General features: G+C 61.7%; 17 protein-coding genes. All 17 read right to left on the bottom strand.

Features of this window, described 5'->3' with window-relative positions:
- Positions 1 to 21: 21 nt before the first annotated feature.
- Positions 22 to 1,674, bottom strand: a complete 1,653-nt coding sequence (recN, locus tag ACN0Q0_RS09355; protein ID WP_417243115.1) for a DNA repair protein RecN — start codon at positions 1,672 to 1,674, stop codon at positions 22 to 24.
- Between the two features lie 19 nt (positions 1,675 to 1,693).
- On the bottom strand, positions 1,694 to 2,545 hold the full coding sequence (locus ACN0Q0_RS09350; RefSeq protein ID WP_417243114.1) for an outer membrane protein assembly factor BamD: 852 nt from the start codon (positions 2,543 to 2,545) through the stop codon (positions 1,694 to 1,696).
- A 175-nt stretch (positions 2,546 to 2,720) separates the two neighbouring features.
- Positions 2,721 to 3,656 carry a UDP-3-O-acyl-N-acetylglucosamine deacetylase gene (gene lpxC / locus ACN0Q0_RS09345; RefSeq protein ID WP_417243113.1) on the bottom strand — a complete coding sequence of 312 codons (936 nt, stop codon included), beginning with the start codon at positions 3,654 to 3,656 and terminating at the stop codon, positions 2,721 to 2,723.
- A gap of 346 nt (positions 3,657 to 4,002) precedes the next feature.
- Positions 4,003 to 5,646: a cell division protein FtsZ gene (gene ftsZ / locus ACN0Q0_RS09340; RefSeq protein ID WP_417243112.1), complete on the bottom strand. Its 1,644-nt coding sequence runs from the start codon at positions 5,644 to 5,646 to the stop codon at positions 4,003 to 4,005.
- Between the two features lie 508 nt (positions 5,647 to 6,154).
- The gene (ftsA, locus tag ACN0Q0_RS09335; RefSeq protein ID WP_417243111.1) at positions 6,155 to 7,486 is read right to left on the bottom strand and encodes a cell division protein FtsA; all 1,332 of its coding nucleotides are present in this window, start codon (positions 7,484 to 7,486) and stop codon (positions 6,155 to 6,157) included.
- Positions 7,483 to 8,484 carry a cell division protein FtsQ/DivIB gene (locus tag ACN0Q0_RS09330; RefSeq protein ID WP_417243110.1) on the bottom strand — a complete coding sequence of 334 codons (1,002 nt, stop codon included), beginning with the start codon at positions 8,482 to 8,484 and terminating at the stop codon, positions 7,483 to 7,485. The genes ftsA and ACN0Q0_RS09330 overlap by 4 nt, the downstream gene beginning before the upstream one ends.
- Positions 8,472 to 9,383 (bottom strand): D-alanine--D-alanine ligase, encoded by a 912-nt coding sequence (locus ACN0Q0_RS09325; protein ID WP_417243280.1) that lies wholly within the window; start codon positions 9,381 to 9,383, stop codon positions 8,472 to 8,474. The genes ACN0Q0_RS09330 and ACN0Q0_RS09325 overlap by 13 nt, the downstream gene beginning before the upstream one ends.
- Before the next feature lie 166 nt (positions 9,384 to 9,549).
- A complete protein-coding gene (murB, locus tag ACN0Q0_RS09320; protein ID WP_417243279.1) occupies positions 9,550 to 10,503 on the bottom strand; it encodes a UDP-N-acetylmuramate dehydrogenase in 954 nt (317 codons plus the stop codon).
- Positions 10,504 to 10,577: 74 nt separating this feature from the next.
- Complete coding sequence (locus tag ACN0Q0_RS09315) at positions 10,578 to 10,838, bottom strand: DUF2484 family protein (RefSeq protein ID WP_417243109.1); 261 nt, start codon at positions 10,836 to 10,838, stop codon at positions 10,578 to 10,580.
- Positions 10,839 to 10,851: 13 nt separating this feature from the next.
- Positions 10,852 to 11,079, bottom strand: a complete 228-nt coding sequence (locus ACN0Q0_RS09310) for a DUF2484 family protein (RefSeq protein WP_417243278.1) — start codon at positions 11,077 to 11,079, stop codon at positions 10,852 to 10,854.
- A gap of 14 nt (positions 11,080 to 11,093) precedes the next feature.
- Positions 11,094 to 12,287, bottom strand: a complete 1,194-nt coding sequence (locus tag ACN0Q0_RS09305) for an APC family permease (protein WP_417243108.1) — start codon at positions 12,285 to 12,287, stop codon at positions 11,094 to 11,096.
- The gene (locus ACN0Q0_RS09300; protein ID WP_417243107.1) at positions 12,280 to 12,597 is read right to left on the bottom strand and encodes a hypothetical protein; all 318 of its coding nucleotides are present in this window, start codon (positions 12,595 to 12,597) and stop codon (positions 12,280 to 12,282) included. The genes ACN0Q0_RS09305 and ACN0Q0_RS09300 overlap by 8 nt, the downstream gene beginning before the upstream one ends.
- A 60-nt stretch (positions 12,598 to 12,657) precedes the next feature.
- Complete coding sequence (murC, locus tag ACN0Q0_RS09295; protein ID WP_417243106.1) at positions 12,658 to 14,067, bottom strand: UDP-N-acetylmuramate--L-alanine ligase; 1,410 nt, start codon at positions 14,065 to 14,067, stop codon at positions 12,658 to 12,660.
- 35 nt (positions 14,068 to 14,102) lie between these two features.
- The gene (gene murG / locus ACN0Q0_RS09290) at positions 14,103 to 15,194 is read right to left on the bottom strand and encodes an undecaprenyldiphospho-muramoylpentapeptide beta-N-acetylglucosaminyltransferase (RefSeq protein WP_417243105.1); all 1,092 of its coding nucleotides are present in this window, start codon (positions 15,192 to 15,194) and stop codon (positions 14,103 to 14,105) included.
- A 16-nt stretch (positions 15,195 to 15,210) separates the two neighbouring features.
- Positions 15,211 to 16,377, bottom strand: coding sequence for a putative lipid II flippase FtsW (ftsW, locus tag ACN0Q0_RS09285; RefSeq protein ID WP_417243104.1), 1,167 nt, complete (start codon positions 16,375 to 16,377; stop codon positions 15,211 to 15,213).
- Between the two features lie 163 nt (positions 16,378 to 16,540).
- A complete protein-coding gene (gene murD, locus ACN0Q0_RS09280; RefSeq protein ID WP_417243103.1) occupies positions 16,541 to 17,935 on the bottom strand; it encodes a UDP-N-acetylmuramoyl-L-alanine--D-glutamate ligase in 1,395 nt (464 codons plus the stop codon).
- Between the two features lie 9 nt (positions 17,936 to 17,944).
- On the bottom strand, positions 17,945 to 18,583 hold the full coding sequence (locus tag ACN0Q0_RS09275; protein ID WP_417243102.1) for a hypothetical protein: 639 nt from the start codon (positions 18,581 to 18,583) through the stop codon (positions 17,945 to 17,947).
- Position 18,584: the final 1 nt, after the last annotated feature.

Here is an 18,584-nt window from a genome sequence, read left to right as displayed (position 1 = left end):
ACGGGGGGCGGATCGCCCCCCCTACCCGACCAAAAGCGACTTGGCGGCTTCGCGGGCGGCCTCGGTGATCGTATCGCCCGACAACATCCGCGCCACTTCCATCACACGGTCGTCGCCGATCATCGGCGTGACCTCGGACAGTGTCACCTCGTTCTCGACCCGTTTGGCCACGCGCCAATGATGCCCGCCAAGGGCGGCCACTTGCGGCGAGTGGGTCACGACCAGAACCTGACCGTCATCGGCCAAGGCCTTGAGACGGCGGCCAACCGCGTCGGCGGTCGCCCCGCCCACACCACGGTCGATCTCGTCGAAAATCATCGTCACGCCGGTTTGGTCGCGCGTCAGACAGACCTTGAGCGCCAACAAGAACCGCGACAACTCACCGCCCGAGGCGATTTTGTTGAGCGGTCCGGCAGGCGCACCGGGGTTGGTGGCCACAGTAAAGGCCACGTTGTCACAGCCATCCGGCCCCGCGTCGGTCGGGGTCACATCGGTGGTGAACACCGCCCGTTCCATTTTCAGCGGTGCCAATTCGTCCCCCATTTGCGCGTCAAGGCGGGCCGCAGCACTCAGGCGCGCCCCCGTCAACTGCGCGGCGGCGGCGTCATAGGCGATCTGCGCCGTGGCGACCTCCCGTTCGAGGCGGGCGATATCCTCGACCCCGCCATCCAGTGCCGCAAGTTTGTCGCGCAACCCGTCGGCAAAGGGGCCAAGCTCGTCGGCGGCCACACCGTGCTTGCGGGCCAGTCCGCGAATGGCAAACAGCCGCTCCTCGACACTTTCCAACTCGTGCGGATTGAACCGGAGCCCTTCAATAGCGTCCTCGACCCCGCCCTGTGCCTCCCCCAATTCGTTGAGCGCACGCCCCAAGGCGTCGATCGCGGCGTCAAGGGCGCCATCGGCCATCTCCGCCGCCCCTTCGAGCCATTTGAGTGCATCGACCAACAGACCCTCGCCGCCGTCATAGGACAGGGCCTGATGGGCTTTGGAGACATCTACGGCGATCTTTTCGGCTTGCTGCATCCGGCGGCGCTCGGCGTCAAGCGTGGCCTCTTCGCCCATTTGCGGATCGAGCGTATCAAGCTCCCCCACAGCATGGCGCAGGAACTCTTCCTCGTCTTTGAGGGCCGCCTGTTTGGCAAGCGCTTGGCGCAGCTCCTTGCGTGCAAGGCTCAGCGTTTTCCATCCGGCGCGGGTCGCGGCAAGGTGGTCAGCGGTGCCGCCGAATTCATCAAGGAGCACACGGTGACCACGCGGGTTGAGCAATCCGCGGTCATCATGTTGACCGTGCAACTCCACCAGAACATTCGACAGGCGGCGCAGCATTTCACCCGACACGCGACGATCATTGACCCACGCGGTTTTACGACCGTCCTGCGCGTTCACACGGCGCAAAATCAACTCGCCATCCTCGGATTCGATGTCCAGTTCCGCCAGAATCTCTTCGGCGTCGTGGCCTTTGGGCAGCTCGAAAACGGCGGTGACTTCGCCCTGTTCGGCCCCTGTGCGCACCAGATCGGCCCGCCCGCGCCATCCCAAAACAAACCCGAGACTATCAAGCAGGATGGATTTGCCTGCGCCCGTCTCCCCCGTCAACACGTTGAGACCCGGCTGAAACGCAAGTTCCAACCGGTCGATAATCAACATGTCACGAATGTCGAGGTGCCTCAGCATGACAAACCCGCGTGCGGTATCAGAGCCATTCGCCGCGGATCATCTGACGATAGACCGCCCCGAGCCAGTTGTTGTCAAAGGCTTTCGCCTCGAGCCCCTTGCCCGAAAGCAATTTGTAGCTGTCCTGATACCATTCGGTGGAGCGGTAGTTATGCCCCAAAATAGCGGCTGCCGTCTGGGCCTCTTGGGTAAAGCCGAGCGACAGGTAGCTTTCCACCAGACGGTGCAACGCTTCGGCGGTGTGCTGTGTGGTCTGGAATTGCTCGACCACCACACGGAAGCGGTTCACCGCAGAGGTGTAATGTTTGCGCTTGAGGTAATAGCGACCGATTTCCATCTCTTTGGCGGCGAGATGGTCAAAGGCGAGGTCGAATTTCAAAATCGCGGAGCGTGCATATTCGCTGTCGGGATAGGTTTCGATCACCACGCGCAGCGCCTTGAGGGCCTGAAATGTCAAACCCTGATCGCGGCCCACATCGTCGATTTGGTCGTAATAGGACAGTGCCAGAAGATATTGCGCGTAGGCGGCATCCTCATCGGCGGGATAGAAATCGATGTAGCGCTGTGCGGCCACACGGGCGTTTTCGTAATCGCGGTCACGATGGTAGGAAAACGCCTGCATGATCAGGGCGCGCTTGGCCCAGTCGGAATAGGGGTAAAGGCGCTCGACCTCGGCAAAATAATGCGCGGCATCGCCAAAATCATTCTGGCTGATCTCGTATTCGGCGCGTTTGTAGATGGCGTCCGCGGGGTACCCCTCAAGGTCACGCTCGGGCGCGTTGTTGCCACACGCTGACACGAGGAGTGCCAATGACACTCCCAACCCCAGTTTGAGTCCAACTTTCAGACTGCGATGCGTCTTTGCCGCCATGAAAGGTCCTACCCTTGCCAATTCACCAGCCCTTTTAACAGGGCGTTGACTTGCTTCCTAGCACAGAAAATTTCCGTGCAAAATGTCTTTGCGCGGAAATTATGTCACATACGCGATAGCGAGCGGTATTTATCGTCTCAAAAACCACAGATCAACGCCACATGTGCCGTGAACCTCAGGCGCAGACCGCCAGATCAAAGCGGGTCACACCCGCGCCGGGCAACCGTGCCGCCGTAGTCGCATCGACAGTCACAAACGCCCACGCGCCCTTGGTGGCAAAGAGTTTGCGCAAAAGCGCGTTGGTCATCGCATGTCCGGATTTCTGCCCGACATAGCGGCCCAGGACCGGCGCCCCCGCGAGATAGAGATCCCCGAGCGCATCGAGCATTTTGTGGCGCACAGGTTCGTCGTCACGGCGCAGCCCGCCGGGGCTCAACACCGCATCGCCATCGACAACCACCGCATTCTCGAACGTACCGCCAAGGGCAAGACCGTTTTTGCGCATCATATCGACATCGGATTTTCGGCAAAATGTGCGGCAATCGGACAACTCGCGTACGAACGCGCCATTGGCCATGCTCAACCGCTTGCCCTGAACACCAATCGCGGCATCGGCAAAATCGATGTGAAAATCAATTTCCATCGTGTCGGCGGGTTCCAGACGCGCAACCGCATCGCCCTGTTCGACCTCAACGGGTTTGAGAACTTTCAGAACGCGGATCGGGCCCTCTTGTTGCGCAAGGCCCGCACGCAGCAATTTATCGACAAACGGTGCCGCAGAACCGTCCAGAATCGGAACCTCGGGGCCATCGACGCTAATCACCGCATTGGTGACGCCGAGCCCCGCCAGAGCGGCCATGATGTGTTCGACCGTCGAGAGGGTCACGCCATCCTCGTTGCGCATCAGGGTACACAGCTGTGACGGGACAACACAGTCCCAACGCGCGGCGATTTCGGCCGCACGGTCATCGGCGGCGTCGGCGGCAATGTCGGAGCGCACAAAGGTGATGCCCGCATTCACACGCGCAGGGGAGACCACCATGCGCACGGGTTTACCGGAGTGAAGCCCTACCCCGTTAAAAACCACTGATGTTGCGAGTGTTGTTTGCACGTTAAGCCTCTGGTCTACGAAGCCCGCTTGCGGGGGATCCGGTTTGCGGGTCTGCGAATGTCTGTTGCCTTCGGAGGATCAACGGCACACAGGCACATCAAAATCCCCCTCTGATTTGTTAACGGCAATTTATGACCCTGTGCCACACACCTCAACACACAGATTGTAACGGTCTGTAACAGTCGGCGCTCCCCTCGCGCGAAAAACGGCCAATGCACATTCTGCGTCATGGCAAGGCATTGAAAGAAAAAAGAAAAGGCCCGCCGCAGCGGACCTTTCCAAATGGTCAAATTTCGTGATTTTGACCCCACGTTCGTGGTGCGGCCTCACCTATTTGTCACGCAGTTCAGTTGGCCTGACGGCGCAGGAAAGCCGGGATTTCGATCTTGTCCTGCTCGGCGTTGGCCTCTTGATCTTCGTCATACCCCTGATGAACCTGCGGCTGACGCTGTGGCGCGGCACCGAAACGGGGCTGCTGTGCAGGCGGTTGGGGCGCGGCGGCGCGGGGCTGCTCCTCGGGGGCGTGCCCTGTCATGCGACCGATCAGGGAATTGATCCCGAAGCGGCCTTGCTTTTGCTCGGGCTCGGGGGCGGCAGGACGCGCTTGCGGTGCGGGCTGACGCGACACGGCGGCCTGCAAACGGGCCAGTGTTTCGGGCGCGGGCGTTCCGGGCTGTGACGGCTGCGGCGCGACATAGGCATCGGGCGCGGCGTCATACATGGACGGGTGCTGCGCGTGTTGGGGCGCCTGTGCCTGTGCGTGGGCCTGTGCGTGGGCGGCGGGCTGTGCCTGTGCGGGCTGATACGCGGGTGGCGGCAGATCATCGGAGGCCTCATGCCCATAGGCGTTGGACTCGTAGGAGGACTGCGGCTCGAACACATCAAGGCTTGGCTGCGCCGGCGCTTGCGCTGCGGCGGCCTCAACCGGCGCGGGTGTGGCGACCGGCGCTTCGACTTCGACGTGCTGCTGCGCCAAAGGCTCCGCCATACGACGGCGCGGCACGGGTGTTTCTGCGTAATTGGTGTTGGCGTCGATCCCTGTGGCCACAACGGAGACGCGCATCGCGCCCTCAAGGTTTGGATCCATGGTGGAGCCAACGATGATGTTGGCGTCCGGATCGACCTCTTCGCGGATACGGTTCGCGGCCTCGTCCAGTTCGAACAAGGTCAGATCGGCACCGCCGGTGATGTTGATGAGAACACCGCGTGCGCCTTTGAGCGAGATTTCGTCCAACAGCGGGTTGGCGATGGCTTTCTCTGCGGCCTGAATTGCGCGGTCTTCGCCCGTGGCCTCGCCTGTGCCCATCATGGCTTTGCCCATCTCGTCCATCACGGCGCGCACGTCCGCAAAGTCGAGGTTGATGAGACCGGGACGCACCATCAGGTCTGTCACACCTTTGACGCCCTGATACAGAACATCGTCGGCCATCGAGAAGGCCTCGGTGAAGGTGGTTTTTTCATTGGCCAGACGGAAAAGGTTCTGGTTGGGGATGATGATCAGGGTATCGACCATCTTTTGCAGCTGCTCTACGCCCTCTTCGGCCTGACGCATGCGTTTTGCGCCTTCGAACTGGAACGGCTTGGTCACAACACCAACGGTCAGAACGCCAAGCTCGCGTGCGGCCTGTGCGATGATCGGTGCGGCGCCGGTCCCCGTGCCACCGCCCATACCGGCCGTGATAAAGCACATGTGAGCGCCGGCGAGGTGGTCGACGATTGTCTCGATGCTTTCTTCGGCGGCGGCGGCACCAACGGAAGCCCGCGCACCGGCACCAAGACCTTCGGTGACTTTCACGCCCATCTGGATTTTGGCGGTCGACTTGGAATGCTGGAGCGCTTGCGCGTCCGTGTTGGCCACCACGAAGTCAACGCCTTCAAGCGCCTTTTCGATCATGTTGTTCACTGCGTTGCCACCGGCACCACCGACACCAAACACTGTGATTTTCGGTTTCAAGTCGTCCCGCTCGGGCATCGTGAGATTCAAAGCCATGATCTACCGCCTGCTTTTGTTGTCGCGCATCGATACTTTCGCCGATGTCACGATATGAATGTCCCCACCCCTGAATCGGGGCAAAATTAACCTTTTCCGTTGTAAACTTAGTGGTTTTCGCTTGCCACGTCACCCGAAAAACACACTTTCAACACAAAATGTGGGGTGCGTATTGCAACCTTAGGCGGGATTTTGCGCATTTAACGAGATTTAGATGTACGTTAGGGCAGCAAACACAAGGGGGCAGCCATAAAAATCACCCCGCACCCCTTGAAGGGCGCGATACATGATGCTGTCCGTAACCGTCGAACCGGTCGCATTTTCGGGGGCACTGCTCGGTGCCGTCTTCTTTGGTCTCAGTCGTTTTTTTATCGTGGTCGTTTTTTTGTCGTGGTCGCGTCGTGCGGTGTCGTTGCACCTGCCTTATCCCACAATAGCACGCATGATGGACGGTGTGAACCATCCATCGCGCACAATGCCATCGCGGCCGGCCCGAACTGCGGGCGCGTTACCAGTTTTCTTTGAACCACCGCACAGCGCGCTTGAGCGACCGCGCGGGATAGCTGTCCACCGGCACCTCGAAATCCCACCATTCGTCTTGTGGGTTGGCCGCAAACAGGCACAGCCCCACGGCGGAGGCGAACGCCGCGCCTGTGGCCGCCTGTGGCAGGCCCTGAACGCGCAACGGACGCCCGATGCGCACCTGTTGGCCGAGAATTTTCGGCGCGAGGGTTTCAAGGCCGGGGATCTGGCTGCCTCCGCCTGTGAGCACAATCTGTTGTGATGGCAGGTGTTCGAACCCTGCGGCGTCAAGGCGCTCGCGCACCCCTTCGAGGATTTCCTCGACCCGCGGGCGCATAATGGCGATGAGGTCGGACCGCGATACGGTGCGGCGGTCCTTGTCCCAATCCCCGCTGTCGCCGCCCACTTCGATCATCTCGCGGTCATCCATTCCCGTGGCATGAACGCCGCCGTAGAACGTCTTGATCCGTTCGGCGGTGGTCGTGGGGATTTGCAGACCCATCGCGATATCGGAGGTGACATGTTCGCCGCCCATCCGCACGCTATCGGCGTAGATCATGTGCTTTTTCATAAAGATCGAGACGTCCGTGGCCCCGCCGCCGAGATCGACACAGGCGGCCCCAAGCTCCTGTTCGTCCTCGACCAGTGCCGAGATGCCCGACACATAGGCCCCCGAGGCAAGGCCCGCCACTTCGAGATCACAGCGTTTGATACAATACAAAAGGTTCTGGATCGTGGCGCTATCGACGGTGAGCATGTGCATATCACAGGCAAGCGTCTGGCCGATCTGGCCACGCGGATCGCCAAGGCCGGAGCGGTGATCGAGCGCAAAGTTCACGGGCTGCGCGTGCAGAACCTCACGGTGGGCGCCGTAATCGGGTTGCTCACAGGCGGCCAGAACGCGGGCCACGTCCTGTTCGGACACGGTATGCCCGTCGACCTCGACCTGACCGTCAAGCCCGTAAGAGCGCGGTGCGCCGCCGGAGAAACAGGCGATAACGTGATCAACGCGGGTCTGGGCCATCTTTTGCGCCGCTTGCACAGCGGTGCGAATGGCGCGTTCGGTTTCGGACATCGCGTCAATCTCGCCAAAACGCACACCGCGCGAGCGGGTGGTGGCCGCCCCGATAACGCGGAACGAGGATTGCCCCGCCATAGAGCCGACGCCCTCGCTGCCTGCAAAGCGCTCGCCATCAAAGCGCAACACAAGACAGGCGATTTTGGAGGTGCCGACATCCAGAATGGCGATCACCCCGCGTTGAATGGCGGCGTTTCGCATGTTCCGCATTGCACGCTGTGCCGCGTAAAGATCAGTCATTGAAAGGACACTCCAAGTTCCAAACCTTTGATCTTGCGCATGTCGTCATGCGCGATCTCGGTCAATCGTAGGGTGGGCCGCAACGGATTGCGCAGGTCCACATGGGTTACATCACGATCCAACAGGTCTTGCGCCTGATCGAGTGCAATCACCTGCGCCAGAGCGCCGGTCGGATTTTGTTCGGGAAGCATAATGGTCTGGCCACGGTCGAGCACGATATCCCAACGGCGTTCGCCAATCCGCATCAGGCCCCGCACGCGCGGCAGGATCGGCCCCGAGACACGCAGAATGGATGTGGCTTCGGCAATGGCGGTATTGGCCCCCTCGCCCGCCACCAATGGCAGGTCGGGGTACTCAAGGCGGCTGTTGATTGCGGCAACGCGGTGGCCCTCGAGGTCGAGCAGCTCAAGCCCGTTGGGACCGCGCCACACCACCGACGGCACACGTTCGGTCACGTCGATTTGCAAGATCCCGCCCGCCCGCACACGCAGACCCACATCCGCCACAGCATCGAGGGCCTCGATCCGCTCCATCATCCCCGCCAGATCAAGCTCGAACGAGGAGATCGGAAAGTCCACATGCGCCACCTCGCGCACGTTTTGCGACAGCCCTTCGGAGGCGCCGTCAACGGCCATCAGTTTGACCATAAATTCAGGACGGTTTTGCACGTCACGTTTGATCGCGGCGACACTTTCGTTAAACCCCTGACGGCGATCGGCATCGGCGAACCACAGCGCCACACAGGCGGCAATAAACAAAACAGGGGCCAAGCGGCGCATGAAAAAGCGGAACGACGGGGTGAGCCACAGACGGTTCATCCGGTAGGCGGTGCGCGACGGCGCGGGATCACGTGGCGCTGCGGGCGCATCGCCCTTGCGTCCCCCCATGACACGGGCCACGGCCTCGGACACCAAGGCCGATCCACCGTCAACGGCGCGGCGCGCCTGTGTGGGCGGCGTGGGGGCGGGGCGGAACTGTCCGTGGTTTACCGGTTGCATGAGGCATCCTCCACCATCCAGGCCACAAACTGTCCATAGGTCAGACCCGCCTGCTGTGCCTGCTCAGGGGACAGCGACGTGGGCGTCATGCCCGGTTGCGTGTTGGTTTCCAACAAGATCAGACCATCGACGCCTCTGGCCTCGTCCCACCGGAAATCGGTGCGCGACACACCACGACACCCGAGTGCGGCATGCGCACGCAGGGCGTAGTCCTGACAGGCGGCGGCAATCTCGGCGGGGATATCGGCGGGACAGACATGGCGCGATCCACCGGGGGCGTATTTGGCCTCGAAATCATACCACCCGTCCACGATGATATCGGTGACGCACAGCGCACGCTCGCCCATCACGGTACAGGTCAGCTCGCGACCGGGGGCGAATTTTTCGACCATCACCACCTCGGGCATATCGGCGGCCATGCGCGGCGCGTTGCTGCCCTCATGCACGATATAGACACCCACGGACGAGCCTTCGTTATAGGGTTTGACCACATAGGGCGGCGCCATCACATGCGCGGCCTCGACCTCGGCACGGGTGGCCAAACGGCTGTCGGCCACGGGAAGGCCCTCGGCGCGGTACACGTCCTTGGTCTTTTCCTTGTCCATCGCCAGAGCCGAGGACAGGACACCGGAATGGGTGTAGGGAATTTTGAGCCATTCGAGCAGCCCCTGAATGCAGCCGTCCTCGCCGTAGCGACCGTGCAGCGCGTTGAACACGACATCGGGACGCACGTCCAGAAGACGCAGCGCGACATCCTCGCCCGCGTCGATCTCGACCACTTCAAATCCTTCGCCCTTCAGTGCGGCGGCGCATCCACGCCCCGATGACAGCGACACCTCGCGCTCGGCGCTCGGTCCACCCATCAATACCGCTACTTTCAGGGATTGCCTGCTCGACATACCCACCAAAGCCTCATTCACGGAGCCACGTGTCTGGCCCTCATTTGCGGAGTCGTGACTCCAATCAAGCGCACTCATTGGTACGCTTTCACTGGCCATTCGGCCTAAAAATTATGGAAGCTGCCCGCCTCCTTTGCACGCCCCCTCTGTGTGGGACTTATGCAGATTACGCTTCGGGTAGGCCCGCGGGAATTGGGTCCCCGTCAAACTCGCCGATGCGCATAATTTCCCACTGTAACCTAAGCCCCGAATTTTGGAACACCTTTTTTCGGACCTCTTCGCCCAAAGTCTCCAGATCACGCGCCGATGCCGCACCGGTGTTGATCATAAAGTTCGAATGTTTCTCACTCATCTGTGCGCCGCCCACCGATGCACCACGCAGTCCGGCGTCATCAATGACCTTCCACGCCTTGAGGTCGTGAACGTCATCGGCCCGCCCCGTTGAGGAAAAGCCCGCAGGGTTGCGAAAGGTCGAGCCCGCCGAGCGGTCCTTGACCGGTTGGGTCGCGTCGCGCTTGGCCAACTGATCGTCCATCCGCGCCTCAAGCGTGGCCGTGTCGCCCTGTTCGGCCGCAAACGTGGCCTCAACGATCACCCACCCGTCGGGCAGGTCGGTTTGGCGGTACCGAGCGTTCAAATCGGCCTTGGTCAGGGTGACAAGGTCGCCCGCACGCGTCACCGCACGCACCGACACGAGATGATCGGCCACATAAGAGCCGTAGCACCCCGCATTCATCCGCACAGCGCCGCCAATCGCCCCCGGAATGGTGCGCAAGAACGTCAGGTCAAGCCCCGCTGTCGCCGCCTTGCGCGCCACGTGCGCATCAAGCGCCGCAGCGCCCGCAACAACGCGCCCGGCCTCTGCGTCCACCTCGATGGCGTTAAACCCGCGCCCCATGCGGATCACCACGGCCCGCAAACCGCCATCGCGCACGATCAGATTGGACCCGACCCCCATCGGGAACACCGCAACATCGGGATCAAGGGCGGCCAGAAAATCGCGCAAATCATCGAGATCCGCGGGGATGAACAATGCATCCGCCGGACCACCCACGCGCAACCATGTCAGGTCCGCAAGAGGGCGCATTTCGGTCAGGGTGCCACGGGTATCGGGATAAATCGTCATGGCTCCGGCTATAGCCGAAGCGGCGGGCCTTGCGAAAGCCCAATTTGCGCCGCGCGCCCGCGTCGGCGTTATTCGGCGGGACCTTTGAGGGCGGTGCGTTTGATCCAACGGCCGAGATAAATCACGGGCCACCGCAAAATGGACACGCCCGCCGCAAACACAATCAAGCCGACCCACGGGCCGTTCTGATAGGTCACAAACCCCAAAATCGGCACGCCAAGCGCGATCAACGCATAGGCCTGACGCCAATGGTTGCTCTTGGACGGAACCATCGCCACGACGTTGGCCAGAATGGCCCACACGCAGGCTAGAATGAGGGACAACGGCACGTATTCTCTCCTGTCATCTCTTGGTAATCTGCCGCCTGAGCGCGTGGAAAAGCGCCGCGAGCGGTTTGCGAAACAAAGACATGGCAGCAACGATACACATCAGAACAGGGACCGCTCCATAGTCCCGTCCGAGCCAGATCAGGAGCACGGGAAGCATCAGCAGTGACACAGGCCCGATCCGTTTCTGGTGGCGCAATGGTAGCGGAGCAAGGGCCATAGTTGCAAGCGCCCATATGCACATCGCCAAAATCGGGCTCATCCCCCCTGCCCCGCCACGCCAAACACGACCAAGGCCAGCACCGACAACACCAACCCTGTATAGGGCACCCAGTCCGGCACGCGGAACGGTGCATCGGGGTGGCGGCGCTTGAGACCTATCAACGCGCCGTTGACCAAAGCAAAGACAATCAACAAGATGAAAGATGTCGCCCCCGCCAGATCGGCCACAGGCAGCGTCAGCGCTGCGGCAATGACACACGCCCCGATCAACACCGTGGCCGCGACAGGCGTGCCAAAGCGGCGGTGCGCATGGTGAAAGGCCCCAAGCGGCCCACCGCGTGCGCCCAATCCGTATAGCACCCGCGCCGCCATGACCATTTGTGCCAACACACCGTTAAGGGCGGCGACCACCGCGACCAGTGACAACAGCCGCCCGTCCCCGCCCCATGCGGCCTCATAGACAAGCGCAAGCGGACGGTCCGATAGCGCCAGAGCCTCAAGCGGCACGGCACGCACGGCCGCCACGGTCACACCCGCATACAGGAGCGTTGTGATCACAAGAGAGGCGATGATGGCAACCGGCAAGGTGCGGGAGGGATCGCGCACCTCCTCGGCCATGTTCACAATGTCCTCGAAGCCGATAAAGGCAAAGAACGCGAGGGTGGCGGCAATCCCGATTCCGGGCAGATAGAGCGATGCGGGCGCGCCCCAGTCTGGCGACACGGGCGCGCTCCATCCGGCCCAGACCACAACGGCCAGACCCGCGATCTCGATTACGGTGAACAGGGCCGCCAACGCAAGGCTTTCCAACACGCCGACAAGCGCGACACAGACCAAGCCACCGCCCAGCACAATGACCACCACATCCCACGGCAGGTCGAACACGCCCGTGAGATACCCCGCGCCGCCGCGCAACACCGCCGCCGCCGACACGGTGCCTGCCGCAACGATGCCAAGCCCGACGATGACGCCGAGCGCGCGCGATCCGAACCCCGCCTCGATATAGGCCGCTTCCCCTGCGGCTTGGGGGATGCGGGTGGACAGTTCGGAATAGGACAGCGCCGACGGGGCCGCGATCAGTCCCGCAAGCAAAAAGGCCAGCGGCGCGTAAATCCCCGCATGGGCGGCGACCGCGCCCACAAGCACGTAAATCCCCGCGCCAACCATCACGCCCACACCGTAGGCGGTCAAAAGCGTTGGCCCGATGCGGCGTTTGAGGTGGTCAGCCATCGGGAAACTCGCGCTCTAAGCCGCTTGCAAAATCGGTTTCGGCTTCCGAGACGCGCCTCCTGTGCGCCATGCCCAAGAGTGCGCCAATCCCGAGAGCGGGTAAGGCGAACGGCACCGCGACGATTAAGGAAAAGGCGAGCATGCCCCGCGTGTCGGGCATCACAAACCCGATGGTCAGCGCCATGGCCGCCAACGCACCGAACGCCATCCAGAGCCATTTTGGCGCAAGTGCCAAAACATAGCCCACAAGACCAAGCGCCAGAAAGCTGCACACCAGCTTGAAGAGAAGAATGCCGTTGAGCTGTTCCATAATGCGCCGAGCCTACTTGATGTGTTGCCTCACGTCATTGAAATAGGACAAACGCAGGGATTATGATCTGGTCAATCGCGCGGGCAACCCGTGCGCCCATGTCGAAATTGTCCCTGCCCCGAGGCACACCACCATATCACCCGAACGCGCCTGTTCGCGCACCAGACGCTCCAGATCATCCTCGGATGTCACGGCGCGGGCGTGGCGGTGGCCGTGGCGAATAAGACCGGCGACAAGATCGTCGCGCGATGCGCCCTCGATCGGGTCTTCGCCCGCCGCATAAATATCGGCGATGCCGACGACATCGGCCTCGTTGAAACAGGTGCAGAAATCCTCGAACAGCGAGGCCAGTCGCGAATAGCGGTGCGGCTGATGCACGGCAATCACGCGCCCGCCGTCATTGCCGATCGCCTGACGCGCCGCTTTAAGCACAGCGGCAATTTCCACGGGGTGGTGGCCGTAATCGTCGATGATGGTCACGCCGTTCACTTCGCCCACGCGGGTAAAGCGGCGATTGACGCCCCCGAAGTTGGCCAAGCCCGTTTTGATCTCTTCGGCTTTCATCCCCAGATGCCGCGCCACGGCCACCGCCGACAAGGCGTTGGAGACGTTATGGTCGCCGGGCATCGGCAGGGTGCAGCCCTCGATGGTGATCCCGTCCGCGGCCAGTACGATGTCGAAATGCGCCACGCCTTTCTTGTAGGTCAGGTTGATCGCGCGCACGTCCGCCTGGGCGTTGAACCCGTAGGTGACAACGCGGCGGTCGGTGATCTTGCCCACGAGGCTTTGCACCTCGGGGTGGTCGGTACAGCACACGGCCAGACCATAGAACGGAATGTTGGACACAAAGTCATAGAAGCCCTTGCGCAGCGTGTCGAAATCACCCCAGTGCTCCATGTGCTCGGGGTCGATGTTGGTCACAATCGCGATGGTCGCGGGCAAACGGTTGAACGTGCCGTCACTCTCGTCGGCCTCCACCACCATCCAGTCGCTCTCGCCCACGCGGGCGTTGGAACCATAGGCATGGATGATGCCGCCGTTGATCACGGTGGGGTCAATGCCGCCTTGGTCCAACAGCGCCGCGACCATGGTTGTGGTCGTGGTTTTGCCGTGGGTGCCGGCAACGGCAATGTTGGATTTGAGGCGCATCAACTCGGCGAGCATTTCGGCGCGGCGCACGACAGGCAGCCCCTTAAGACGCGCCGCGTCCAGTTCGGGATTGCCCGGTTTAATGGCCGAGGAGATTACCACCACTTCGGCATTCGCAAGGTTTTCCGCCTTTTGACCGACAAAAATCTCTGCTCCCAGATCGGCCAGACGATCGGTGATTTTCGACGCTTTGAGGTCGGAGCCCTGCACCGTATAGCCGAAATTCAACAACACTTCGGCAATGCCCGACATGCCAATCCCGCCGATGCCGACAAAATGGATGGGGCCGATTTCGGTGGGAAGCTTTGTGGCTGCGCTCATGGACTCGTCTCTCTTACAGTTTACGTTTTGCCGCATCACGCGGCGAGTGCGGCGACCATATCGGCCAGATCTTCGGCGGCGTGCGGTCTGCCAACAGACAGGGCGGCCTGTGCCATTTGCGCGGCACCGTTCGCGTTGCCCATAACCAATGCGATCTGTTCGGACAAGGTGGCGGCGGTCAATTGGCTCTCGGGGATCATAATTGCCGCCCCGGCATCAACCAGACCACGCGCATTGGCGGTTTGGTGGTCGCCCGTGGCAGCAGCAAACGGCACAAGGATCGCGGGGCGGCCAATGACGGAAATATCCGCCACAGTCGACGCGCCCGCGCGGGCAATCACAAGCTGCGCCTCGCTCATACGTTTGGGAATGTCGTCAAAGAAGGTCTTGATGTCGGCACCAATGCCGTTTTGCGCGTAAAACGCTTCAACGCGCTCGACATCCTCGGGCCGGGCCTGTTGGCTCACCCGCAGGTTGGATTTGATCACATCAGACAGCGCGGCAATGGCGGCAGGCACCACATCCGACGTGATCCGCGCCCCTTGGGAGCCGCCGATGACCAGAATTTCCATAGGGTAATCACCCGGGGCAATATAGGGCGCTGCGGCCTTGTCCAACACCGATGCGCGCACGGGATTTCCGACATGCACCCCCGTCACACCCTCGGGCAGGTCCGTGGGCCATGTGCCACAGGCGACATGATCGACGCGGGTCGCAAAGGCCTTGTTGACGCGGCCAAGCACGCCGTTTTGCTCATGAATCATACGCGGCAGTTTCATCAGCGTTGCCGCGGCCACGGCAGGGATCGCGGGATAGCCGCCAAAGCCCACAACAACGGCGGGACGGTCACGGCGGAACTTGCGCATCGCGGCAACGACACCGCCGGCAATTTTGAACGGCACTTTGAGCTTGGCCACGATCCCGCCCCGCGCAAAGGTCGCGGAGGGCATTTGCTCGATCTCGACCGCCGCCGGAAAGGCACCTGTATAGCGTGCGCCACGGGCATCGGTGGACAGTTTGACCCGCCACCCCCGCGCAAGCATCACTTCGGCGAGGGCCTGTGCGGGGAACATATGACCACCGGTCCCGCCGGCGGCGATGACAAGGAGGGGCGCGTTGTTGGACATGTCTGGACTTTCTCGATTATCGACCGTGACGGATCAGCAAATCACCGATCTCACCTTGGGGGCGGGTGCGCGTAAACGCCAAGAGCGCCCCGAGGGCAATACCCGAGGCAATCACCGACGAGCCGCCATAGGACACAAACGGCAGGGTCATGCCCTTGGCGGGCAACAAGCGTACCGCCACACCCATGTTGATAAAGGCCTGAACCCCGAAGGCACAGGCAAGCCCCGTCCCCGCAAGGCGGATAAACGGGTCGCGTTCGCGCAACAGACGCCAGAGCGCCCGGACGGTGATGGTGGCATAGAGGCCAAGGATCACGAGCACGAGGATCAGCCCGTATTCTTCGGCGGCCACGGCAATGATGAAATCGGTATGCGCATCGGGCAGCGACCATTTCACCGTTCCCTCGCCCACGCCCACGCCAAAGAACCCGCCCTCACGGATCGCATTGGTGGCATAGCCGATCTGGGTGGTGGGATCGATGTCGGGGTTGAGAAAGCCGTCAATGCGTCGCGCAAAGTGTTCGGAATTGTTGTAGGCCACCGTCCCGAACAACACGATCCCGCCCGCAAGCCCGAGCAGCAACACCATCGGCGCACCGGCGACGAAATACATCACACACCAACTGAACATGACCAAAGACGCCTGACCAAAATCGGGCTGAAACGCGAGCAAGACCACAATGGTCGACACCAACATAAACGAATAAAGCCGCCCCGGAGGGCCACCGATCTCGTTTGCGGCGGCCATCAGCCACGCGGCGGTGATGACAAAGGCGGGTTTGAGAAACTCGGAGGGTTGCACAGAGGCAAAGCCGAGCGAGAACCACCGCGTCGCGCCCTTGCCAAAGTCCGTTCCGAAAAACGGCAGCAAAACCAGAGCGATGAATGCAGCCGCAAATCCCAGCACACCCAAACGGCGCACCTTTTGCGGGTCCATCATCGACATCAGAACCATGACCATCAACGCCACAGAGCCAAAGAAGGCCTGACGTTGGACATAGTGAAAATCGGCAAGGTTATTTTTCTGGGCCAAGGGCGGCGAGGCCGCAAGGCCAAGCAACAGCCCGATCCCGAACAACATGAACACGGCCGCCAAGGACCATCTGTCGATGGTACGCCACCAACGCGGGAGAACCGGCTCACCTTCCCGTTGGGGAATCGAGCCATAAACCATTTCTGTCATGGGACCGCCTACTGCCTCAAACTGTAACGCCCGCTTATGCGGATCTATTCGCTCAATGTAGCGGGTTTTGGCATACGAATCCACTATAGATTGCGCCACAAGCAAGAGGCCGCGCATCGCGCACAGGCGGACACACAGGCCGCCTCACAGCCCGGCGGGGGCGTTACAACAGGGCCGTGACCACGCGGGTGAAATCCTCGCCGCGCCGTTCGAAATTGGGGTATTGGTCAAACGAGGCCGCCGCAGGGGCCAACAGAACCGTCTCTCCCGCTTGCGCCTCTGCCGCCGCACGGGCCACAGCCACATCCATCGTTTCGCAAATCTCGTAGGGCGTATCCCCCAGTTGCAGCGCAAAATCACGCGCCGAAAAGCCGATGAGATAGGCCTTTGCCACCGCGCCCAGATGTGGTGCCAGACCGGCAATACCGCCGTCCTTGCCCATGCCGCCCGCAATCCAGCGGATGCGCGGGAACGCTTGCAACGCCTTGGCGGCGGCGTCGACATTGGTGGCCTTGCTGTCGTTGACGAATTTCACCCCGTCCTTTTCACCGATCATTTGCGACCGGTGCGGCAGGCCCATAAAGGTGCCAAGCGCCTTTTCGATGGTCTTGGGTGCGATGTTGATCGACCGGCACGCCGCATAGGCCGCACAGGCGTTCTGGTGATTGTGCGCACCGGGTAGCCCGTCAATCGCGCGCAGATCGATCGAGGTGGTTTGCCGCCCCTTGCGCCATTCGGCCAGGAACCCTTTGCGGGCAAACACCGACCAACCGGAGGTGAGTTTGCGCTCGGCGGAGATGCGGATCAGGCGGGCATCTTCGAGCCCTTCGACCAGTTGGTTGGCCAGATATTGCCCCTCGGCCTCATCGACACCGATCACGGCGCGGTCCGGCCCGCCCTCTGCGAACAAGCGCCGCTTGGCCGCGAAATAGCCGCCCATACCGCCGTGGCGATCAAGGTGGTCGGGCGACAGGTTGGTGAACACCGCCACATCAGGGGTCAGGGCGCGCGCCAAATCGGTCTGGTAGGACGACAGCTCCAACACGATCACCTCACCCTCGATCGGGGCGTCAATGTCCAACACGCCACGCCCGATGTTGCCGGCCAGTTGCGACGGGGTGCCGTTCTCGGTCAGGATATGATGGATCAACGCCGAGGTGGTCGATTTTCCGTTCGACCCCGTCACGGCAATCACGCGTGGCGGCGTGTCGTGCTCCATCCAGTCGCCCTGACCGAGCGAGCGGAAAAACAGCCCGATGTCGTTGTCCACCGGCACGCCCGCATCCCACGCCAGTGCGATCACCTTGTTCGGTTCGGGGTAGAGGTGCGGGATACCGGGACTGACGACAAGACAGGCAACATCATCAAACGCGCCTTGCCGGGTCGGGTCATGGATCGTAAGCCCCTCGGCCTCGGCGCTTGTGCGCGCCTCGATGCTGTCGTCCCAACACAGGGCCTCGGCCCCGCCCGCATTCAGCGACCGCGCGGTGGCAAGGCCCGAACGGCCAAGCCCCAAAACAGCGACCTTGCGGCCTTCGTAACCGAGAACGGGGATCATGGTGACCTCTTAGGAGTTTTGTGCGCCCAAGACCCACGCTTTGATGCGGGCCAGAACACTGGGGGAGGAAGACGGCGAAGACGCTGCGCGCGCAGCGCCAGCGCGTGCGCGGATGGCGTCACGTGCGACGGTTATATCAGCTTTGACTTGGGCCTCATAGGCTCCCATGCCACCCGCAGGCTCGCAGATCAAGGTCACATCACGGCTGTCGTGCAGACCAACTTCGACACCGAACGGAGCGTCCTGCAACCCGCACTCACGTGCCAGCGCGACGATAAACGGTGCAATCACGGTGGCCTCTACGTTCGCGGCGTCGATCACAGGCTGTTCCAACGCATGTTGCGGGGCCTCGGGACCCTCTTCCCAAACGATGAACTGGTCTTCTTCGGCTTGCGATATGAGCGGGGCAAACCCGTCAAATGAAGGATCCGGGCGATCGGTCTTGCCATCGAACCATGCGGACACGGGGAAGGCATAGGACAGCCCGTCGCGGGAAACTTCGATGCGCAAAATGATCGCGCCTTCATGCGCATGCTCGCTCGACGTATCGCGCGTTTCCTCACATGCCCGAGACAGCACCTGCGCGATGGCATCTCGCTGCGCCTCTAGCCGGTGTGCAACCAACTCGCGATAGGCTTCTATGGTCATG

Source organism: Celeribacter sp., from assembly GCF_048259695.1.
Classification (GTDB): domain Bacteria; phylum Pseudomonadota; class Alphaproteobacteria; order Rhodobacterales; family Rhodobacteraceae; genus Celeribacter.
This window is presented reverse-complemented; position numbering and strand designations above follow the sequence as displayed.

Coding starts and splice junctions, on each gene's coding strand:
- ACN0Q0_RS09325 (WP_417243280.1), bottom strand. CDS start 9,383: ATGTCGAGCAGGCAATCCCTGAAAGTAGCGGTATTGATGGGTGGACCG.
- ACN0Q0_RS09330 (WP_417243110.1), bottom strand. CDS start 8,484: ATGCAACCGGTAAACCACGGACAGTTCCGCCCCGCCCCCACGCCGCCC.
- murC (WP_417243106.1), bottom strand. CDS start 14,067: ATGAGCGCAGCCACAAAGCTTCCCACCGAAATCGGCCCCATCCATTTT.
- ftsZ (WP_417243112.1), bottom strand. CDS start 5,646: ATGGCTTTGAATCTCACGATGCCCGAGCGGGACGACTTGAAACCGAAA.
- ACN0Q0_RS09300 (WP_417243107.1), bottom strand. CDS start 12,597: ATGGAACAGCTCAACGGCATTCTTCTCTTCAAGCTGGTGTGCAGCTTT.
- ACN0Q0_RS09275 (WP_417243102.1), bottom strand. CDS start 18,583: ATGACCATAGAAGCCTATCGCGAGTTGGTTGCACACCGGCTAGAGGCG.
- recN (WP_417243115.1), bottom strand. CDS start 1,674: ATGCTGAGGCACCTCGACATTCGTGACATGTTGATTATCGACCGGTTG.
- ftsA (WP_417243111.1), bottom strand. CDS start 7,486: ATGACTGATCTTTACGCGGCACAGCGTGCAATGCGGAACATGCGAAAC.
- murG (WP_417243105.1), bottom strand. CDS start 15,194: ATGTCCAACAACGCGCCCCTCCTTGTCATCGCCGCCGGCGGGACCGGT.
- ftsW (WP_417243104.1), bottom strand. CDS start 16,377: ATGACAGAAATGGTTTATGGCTCGATTCCCCAACGGGAAGGTGAGCCG.
- murD (WP_417243103.1), bottom strand. CDS start 17,935: ATGATCCCCGTTCTCGGTTACGAAGGCCGCAAGGTCGCTGTTTTGGGG.
- ACN0Q0_RS09350 (WP_417243114.1), bottom strand. CDS start 2,545: ATGGCGGCAAAGACGCATCGCAGTCTGAAAGTTGGACTCAAACTGGGG.
- ACN0Q0_RS09305 (WP_417243108.1), bottom strand. CDS start 12,287: ATGGCTGACCACCTCAAACGCCGCATCGGGCCAACGCTTTTGACCGCC.
- ACN0Q0_RS09310 (WP_417243278.1), bottom strand. CDS start 11,079: ATGTGCATATGGGCGCTTGCAACTATGGCCCTTGCTCCGCTACCATTG.